This is a genomic window from Streptomyces sp. NPDC047117 (assembly GCF_040643545.1).
Taxonomy (GTDB): domain Bacteria; phylum Actinomycetota; class Actinomycetes; order Streptomycetales; family Streptomycetaceae; genus Streptomyces.
In genome coordinates this window covers 1-6,924 of the sequence record NZ_JBEYUN010000045.1, presented here as the reverse complement: position 1 = coordinate 6,924, position 6,924 = coordinate 1, and the positions used below count along the sequence as shown (strand labels likewise).

Genomic DNA, 6,924 nt, shown 5'->3' with positions numbered 1-6,924 from the left:
GTCGTAGAGGGTGTCGTTGTCGTGGGCGTCGGCGTAGGCGAGCGCGTCGCCGGGGGCCGCCGCGTAACCGGCGGGGGCCCACAGCCGCAAGCGGCTGGAAAAGAATGGCGGCAATAAATTGCCGCCATAATTCCCGAATAAATTCGGGAATTGAATTCCGCAAGCGGAATTCAAACTGCAGTGCAATTCGCGCAAGCGCGAATTGTGGGAGTCCCCGCAAGCGGGGACTCCTTTGGCTGGCTACGAGAGGGGGTGCATCACGTCCGTGCCCGTGTAGACCCTGGGATCGTGGGCCACACCCCCATCGATCCTCGAAGTCTGAACCACTGCCGGCCTCCACCGGAAGAGCACCGACTCCGCTGCGCTCCGCATCAGGGCGGAGCGCCTGGCCGGCGCCCTGCAGCACCCACCATACGTCCCAACGTCTCGCCAATGCACCGTAACTGGCAATGCATCACTCTGCCGAGCTGATTTCGCCGGACCGAGATGCATCACACCTGATTCAGTGTGTAGAGTTTGGGGTCACATCGCACCACTCCCCCAGACTTGCACCACGCCTCGGGAGGCATTACCCGAATGCGCCTTCAATTCCACGAAAAGGAGAGCACGGGAAATGGCCGTGAAGCTTCGTGACCATCAGGTCGAGGCCGTGGACGCCATCGTGCGCGGCCTCGACATTCCGCCCGGCGGGATTCCCGCAAACGGTCTGCGGGGGCAGGTCATCGCTGCGTGCGGAACGGGCAAGACACTCATCGCCGCTGCTGCGGCGCGCCGGCTCGTTCCCCGTGGGCGGGTGCTGGTCTTGGTGCCGACGCTAGAGCTCCTCACCCAGACCGTGAAGGCCTGGCACGCCGCTGGGCATACGGGGCCGGCGGTGGCGGTGTGCTCTTTGGAAGACGATCCGGAGCTGTGGAATCTGCGGGTGCGGTGCACCACGAACCCGATCCAACTGGCGCTGTGGCACGGGACGGGGCCGGTGACCATCTACGCCACCTACGCCAGCCTCGGCGTTCTCGCCGAGAGCTTCGAAGGCGCCTACGGGCAGCGGCTGGCGCCTGTGGATCTGGCGGTGGTGGACGAGGCGCACCGTACGTCGGGGTCGCTGGGGAAGGCGTGGGCGAACATCCATGACCAGAGCGTCATTCCGGCCGCGCGTCGGCTGTACATGACGGCGACGCCGCGGATCTGGCAGGAGCGGCCGTACCGGGAGGTCGCCGAGGGGGTGCGGGAGGCGTTGCCGGCGGAGTTGGCGGCCTCGATGGATGATGAGTCTCTCTTCGGGCCGGTGCTGCACCGGCTGACGTTGGCGTCGGCAGTGGCCCGCGGGTTGCTCGCCCGGTACCAGATCATCGTCGTAGAGCTCCAGGACCCCGTCGTCACCCCGGAGCGGCTGTATGGGGAGGAGCGGCGGCAGGAGGAGGTGCGGGGGCAGCGGCTCGGTGCGCTGCAGGCTGCGCTGCTGCGCACTATGGCCGAGCATGACCTGCAGACCACCATCACCTTCCACCACCGGACGATGGAGGCCCAGGCCTTTGCCGAAGGCCTGCCGGCCGTGGCGGCGAAGCTGCACGCCGATGCCCCTGAGAAGTACCCGTCACGGGTCTGGGCGGACTGGCTGTGCGGCGAGCACGCCCCCGAACACCGACGAAAAGTCCTGGGCGGCTTCGCCACGACAGCCCGCCGTGCGGTGCTCTCGAATTGTCGAGTTTTGGGTGAGGGCGTCGATATCAGAAGCGTGGATTCGGTTGCCCTGCTCGACCCCAAGGGGGCGCCGCACGACATCGTGCAGGCCATCGGCCGGGCCCTGCGGCAAAAGCCCGGGCAGGGCAAGCTGGCGTCTTTGATCGTGCCTGTCTTCCTCCAGCCGGGTGAGCGGCCGGAGGACATGTTCGCCTCCGCCTCGTACCGGCCGTTGGTGAAAATTTTGGCCGGTCTGAGATCTCATGACGAAGCGGCTGTGGAGCTGCTGGCCATTCCGCAGGAGCCGCAGAAGAACGTGGCGCAGCCGTCGGTGTCTATCGGGTCTGCGCCGGAGGAAGGGGAGGAAGAGAGCCGTTTGCTGCTGCGTTTTTCCGCCCCGCGGGACCCTGTGATGGTCGCGGAGTGGGTCTCCTTCAACATCATCGACACCGAGCGGCAGGACTGGGCGCGGGGATGGTCGGCGCTGCGGCGGTTCGTGGAGCGGGAGGGGCATGCCCGGGTGCCGTATGACCACAAGGAGGGCGCCTATCCCCTGGGGCAGTGGGTGGCGGAGCAGCGGCGCGCGTATGGGGCCGGGCAGATGCCGGGCACGCGGGCGGAGCGGCTGGAGAAGCTCGGCATGGTCTGGGACGCTGGTGATGCCGCGTTCGAGGAGAACCTCGCTGCGGCGCGGGTCTACTTCGAGCAGCACCGCACCCTGGCTGCGCCGCGGCCGGCCATGGCCCTGGATCGTCCGGTGGGGCAGTGGCTGTCCAACCTGCGCCGGCCCGGCGCGCTGGACGGGCATCCGGAGCGGGCCGAGGCTCTGGCGGCGATCGATCCGGACTGGAACCCGGTCTGGCCCATCGACTGGCAGCGGACCTACGCCGCCGTACGCGAATGCCTGACCGGCGGGGCCTCGGTCGCCGACCTGCTGCCCGGCGTCACCGTCGACGGCGCCGACGTCGGGAGGTGGCTGGCCCGGCAGCGCGCACACACCGCCTGGACCAAGCTGTCGGCCGGGCAGCGCGAGCGCTTGGAGCAGCTCGGCATCGAGCCGCTGCCTGCGCCGGAGAAGGCGCCCGGGAAGGGCCGCAGGAGCGGTTCTGGGGCGTTCGATCGGGGTGTGGCGGCCCTGCGGCAGTACAAGGTCCGTACGGGCTCCGTGGGGCCCATCAGCCGCTCTCATGTGGAGGTGTTGGAGGAGGGCTGGGATGGCGACGACGGAGCGGCCGCGGAGGTCAGGCTGGGCGTATTTCTCTCGAACACCAAGAGCCGGCGCGCCAAGCTCAGCGACGCCCAGCTCACCCAGCTCGCTGAACTCGGGCTGGAGTGGGCTTAGAAGCCTCTGAGGTCTGTGCTCCTGGGGCGCAGACCTCGGCGACGGTGGGAGGCACAGCAGCGGCCGGGCAGGAATTTCTTCCCGGCCGCTGCTGTCTGCGGTCGTCTTCGCAGCCCAAGGGGCGAGTGAACCGCGGTTGACCAGGGCGCTTCGGCGTCCTGGCGTCTGCGGTTCGGCCGTCATCGGCTGGAAGGCGCCGCATGGCCATTCACGCCAGGGGCAACGATCCGTCCCGCATGCCCTACTCTGAGGAACACAGCCGCCTCGGGCTGAGCTCCACCCCCACGAGGACGCCCGCCGACCAGCGGGCCACAGCCGACCGCGCGGTGCACCCCCGCGGACGCCGCGCTCGACGCGGCCGCCCTTCGGTTGACGTCCTCGAAAACAGGAGCGCTTCCCCCATGTCCCGTCCGGACATTCCCCAGCCCATCCCTGCCCGCCCGCGCGGCCGCCCTCTGGCGCGCCGCTGCCGGGTCCTGGCCGCTCGCCTGCGCGCCGCCCTGTGGCGGTGCGTCACGCTGTATGGCGTCGACTTCGGCAAAGGCTTCGCGTGCAAGGCCGGCATGCTCACCGCCGCAGGTGTGGGCCTGTACTTCGTCAGGCTGTGGCTCGGTGTGCCACTTGACGTGCTGATACGCGCACGTCTCGGCTTGTGATGAGCGCTCCGGCGGTCGTCCTGCGCGCGACCGCCGGGGCACGACCGCGACCACCCGCGTGGACGTCGCCGTTGGACTTGCATGCGGCCGCCTGAATCCCGCGCCGCTTCGGCTTCGGCGCAGGTTGGACGGGGTTTAGTCCGTGCAGGTGAGCGACATGTGCCGTGAAAGGCCTCTGAGTGTTCGCCACTCCGGGGCCTCCAGCGGTCCGGCTACTTCTGTTCGGGCTTCTCGCGGGTGACGATGCCGTAGGTCCAGTCGTCGTCCGTGTCCGCTTCGAGGGTGAGAGGCAGGACACCTTGCACGCCGCGGAAGCGGATTTCCACGCTCACGTACTTCTTCGGGTCCACGGCGAAGTCGGCGGTTATCGGCTTCTGCGCCGCGTCACCCCACTTCGCCACCCACTGAGCGGCGGTCTTGTCGGCGTCCTTGCCGTCGTACGACAGCTTCGCCAGCCCCTTTTCGTCGTGCTTCTGGATGCGCACGAGGGCCTTCTCGACCAGGGCCAGGGTCTCCGAGGATGGTTGTCCGGTCACGGACAGGTCGAGGTCGGCCCTGCCGTCCTTGACGTGAGGAGGCGTGTGGTCGGTCGTGCACGCCCCGAGCAGCAGAGCCGTTGCTGCGACCGTGGCGGCCAAAAGGCCACGCTCGCGTCGATGTCCGCGTCTCAACTGCGCCTCCCGGGCCTGATGATGCTCACAGCCGTGATCTTCTTCGGTTTGAGCCACTGGCTGGGCGTGGTGTGGTTCTTGCTGCCGTGCTGGGTGATGGAGATCGTGCCTCGGCTGTCGCCGGTGACGACACCAGCATGATTCCACTGCCGGTCCCTCTTGTAGTACGCGAAGATCACGTCATCCGGGTGGACGTTGTAGCGAGAAATCTCGCGGCCGCCTCGATGCTTCTTCAGGTGCTGGCGGAGGTTGGCGGCACCGGCCCAGGTGTAGCTGTCGACCCGCTTCCAGCCGATGTTGTTGCGGAACCAACGTGAGAGGTTCTTGCGGCCGCCCCTGCGCTGCTTCATCCTGCCGCCGTAGTGCAGTGCCTTGGACACGAAATTCGTGCAGTCCTGCCCGTACTCCCACTTGATGCCGGCATGGCGCTTGGCCCGGCTCGCGGTGCCGCTGCCCTTGGGGCGGCGGAACGCAGCATCGGCGAGCGGGCGGGCGGCCCGGACTCTTCGGGCAGCATGCCGTCGGCGTCCAGCTCGACGAGCGGGGCAGCAGGCCTTTCAGCTCCTGTTGCTGCTCGTCGTCGAGTTCGCCGTCGAGGAGGAACTGGAACTTGGCCAGCTCAGCCGGCGCCTTCTCAAGAAGGCGAGCGCAGGCAGTCTTCTTCTCCTCCTTCATCTGCTTCGCGCGTGCTTTCACAGCAGCCACCAGCTCGGAGACGGACGTCTCCTGCTTCACGAGCGCGACGTTCTCGTCGTCGATCCCGAGGATGTCGACCACGGCGTCCACGACATGCTCCAGGGCGCAACAGATGCCGACGGTCAGATGTCCGTCGTAGCTGCGGGAGGCCTCGACGTGCGTCAGCGCCGGTGGTCGCATGCCGAGCCGGTTCTCGATGGCGTCGATGTCGGAGTCCTCCAGGGAGGACGTCGCACGCACTGGGGTGGCATCGGGCAGGTTCTTCGTCTTCTTGTCCCGGGAGAAGCGCCGGCGGGGGTACTCGGTGGTCAGGTTGAAGGTGTCCGGGTTGTTCGCCGGATTGAGCCGGTGCAGTGCCTTGAGGATCGTCGTCTTGCCTGACTCGTTCTTCCCGATCAGGCATGTGACCTGGGGGGGCGATGTCCATGTTCTGCTTGGTCGTGAAGTTTCTGAACGTCTCGATCTCTACGGTGCGCAGGAGCATCGGCGCATCCCTCCCCGACCCACATCACTGTGGCCGATCGACGGCGGCGTCCACCCACCTGATGGGGACGGACGCCTGGTTTCGCTGGTTTTGCCAGTAGGAGCGCCGGTACTGACATTGGTCCTCCGCTTATCTCCTCGTCTCTCTCCTCATCTGCCCCTCTCTCCACGGGCCGCAGGCCGTTTCCGGACGTACTGGGCGGCGGCGTCGGACGATGCGGGGCGGACGCTCTGCGCGTGAGCGGCGGTCCTTCGGCCCTCTGGGCTGTTCCTGGCCCGGGGCTAGGGCCTGTTGTGAAAGCGGATCGTCTGTCAGGCCTGCCTGGGACGCTCCGGGCATGGAAGCGACAGTGCAGCTGACGATTGACTGCTCCGATCCGCAGAGAATGGTGACGTTCTGGGCCGAGGCCCTGGGCTACGTGCCTGAGCCTGCCCCGGGTGGGCACTCCACGTGGCGTGCTTACTGGGCGGCGGTGGGGGTGCCCGAGGCAGAGTTGCCGGCCGGAGCCGGGGACATACCGGAGTCGATCATCGATCCCGCGGGACGTGGGCCGAGGGTGTGGTTCCAGCAGGTTCCGGAGCCGAAGGTCGCCAAGAACCGGTGGCACTTCGACCTGAAGGTCGGTGGGGGCCGTGACGTCTCTCTGGACGTCCGCGCACAGCGGGTGAAGGCCACGGTGGAACGGCTGGTCAAAGCTGGTGCCGCGGTGCTGCGGATCAAGGATGAGCCGGATATGGGGCTCTACGCCGCCATGCAGGACCCCGAGGGAAACGAATTCGACGTCGTCTGAGGGCCGTTGCGGCGGTGCTGGTCACAACCATTCGTTGATGGCTGCGACCAGCACCGTCGCTTCGTCGCGGACAGCGAGTTTGTCGTACCGGGTGGCTACGGCCCGGTGGCGTTTGAGCCGGTTGATCCCGCACTCGACCACGTGCCGCTGTTTGTAATCGGTCTTGTCGAACTTCGGTGGCCGACTGCCACGCGAGCCGCGCTTGACGCGGTTGCAGACCCGGTCTGCCGGGACCGGGATCGTGGCCTTGATCCCGCGTCGGCGCAGGTAAAAGCGGTTACTGCGAGAGTCGTACGCCTTGTCGGCCCGCACCCGGTCCGGACGCTTGCGCGGGCTGCCGAGTCCCAGCCTCGGAACCCGGATGGCTTCCAGGACCGCTTCGAACTGCGGGAGTCGCCCCGCTGCCCGGCCGTGATCGTGCCACGGTCGACGCTGTGAGCGATGGTGGCATCGCCGATCGCGGTGGGTACCGTCTGTCCGGAGACCAGGAACGTGCCATCGTGGTGGTGCCGTTCCAGGTAAGCGACGTGGTCCTCGATGAACGGGCCAGCATCCTGTTCCGAGCCGACGTAGTGGAGAAACTCAGGTGCAACGTAGTGACTTCC

The 6,924-nt window shown here is 67.5% G+C and carries 6 protein-coding genes and 1 pseudogene; 4 read left to right on the top strand and 3 right to left on the bottom strand.

What is annotated here, in order from left to right:
• The first annotated feature begins 613 nt into the window (after positions 1-613).
• Both ABZ840_RS37610 and ABZ840_RS37605 read left to right on the top strand, forming a co-directional pair.
• Positions 614-3,022, top strand: a complete 2,409-nt coding sequence (locus tag ABZ840_RS37610; RefSeq protein WP_361568564.1) for a Helicase associated domain protein — start codon at positions 614-616, stop codon at positions 3,020-3,022.
• 401 nt (positions 3,023-3,423) lie between these two features.
• Complete coding sequence (locus tag ABZ840_RS37605; protein ID WP_361568562.1) at positions 3,424-3,678, top strand: hypothetical protein; 255 nt, start codon at positions 3,424-3,426, stop codon at positions 3,676-3,678.
• A gap of 212 nt (positions 3,679-3,890) precedes the next feature.
• On the opposite strand, the gene ABZ840_RS37600 is transcribed toward ABZ840_RS37605, so the two are convergent.
• Positions 3,891-4,316, bottom strand: a complete 426-nt coding sequence (locus ABZ840_RS37600; RefSeq protein WP_361568559.1) for a hypothetical protein — start codon at positions 4,314-4,316, stop codon at positions 3,891-3,893.
• A 29-nt stretch (positions 4,317-4,345) separates the two neighbouring features.
• On the bottom strand, positions 4,346-4,765 hold the full coding sequence (locus tag ABZ840_RS37595; protein WP_361568567.1) for an amidase domain-containing protein: 420 nt from the start codon (positions 4,763-4,765) through the stop codon (positions 4,346-4,348).
• 151 nt (positions 4,766-4,916) lie between these two features.
• Here ABZ840_RS37595 and ABZ840_RS37590 point away from each other — a divergent pair, with 151 nt between their 5' ends.
• Together ABZ840_RS37590 and ABZ840_RS37585 are read left to right on the top strand one after the other, a co-directional pair.
• The gene (locus ABZ840_RS37590; protein WP_361568556.1) at positions 4,917-5,426 is read left to right on the top strand and encodes a hypothetical protein; all 510 of its coding nucleotides are present in this window, start codon (positions 4,917-4,919) and stop codon (positions 5,424-5,426) included.
• 440 nt (positions 5,427-5,866) lie between these two features.
• Positions 5,867-6,319: a VOC family protein gene (locus tag ABZ840_RS37585; RefSeq protein ID WP_361568553.1), complete on the top strand. Its 453-nt coding sequence runs from the start codon at positions 5,867-5,869 to the stop codon at positions 6,317-6,319.
• Positions 6,320-6,340: 21 nt separating this feature from the next.
• Here the strand turns inward: ABZ840_RS37585 and ABZ840_RS37580 are convergent.
• A pseudogene (locus ABZ840_RS37580) lies at positions 6,341-6,694 on the bottom strand (transposase); the annotation flags it as partial.
• Positions 6,695-6,924 lie beyond the last annotated feature (230 nt).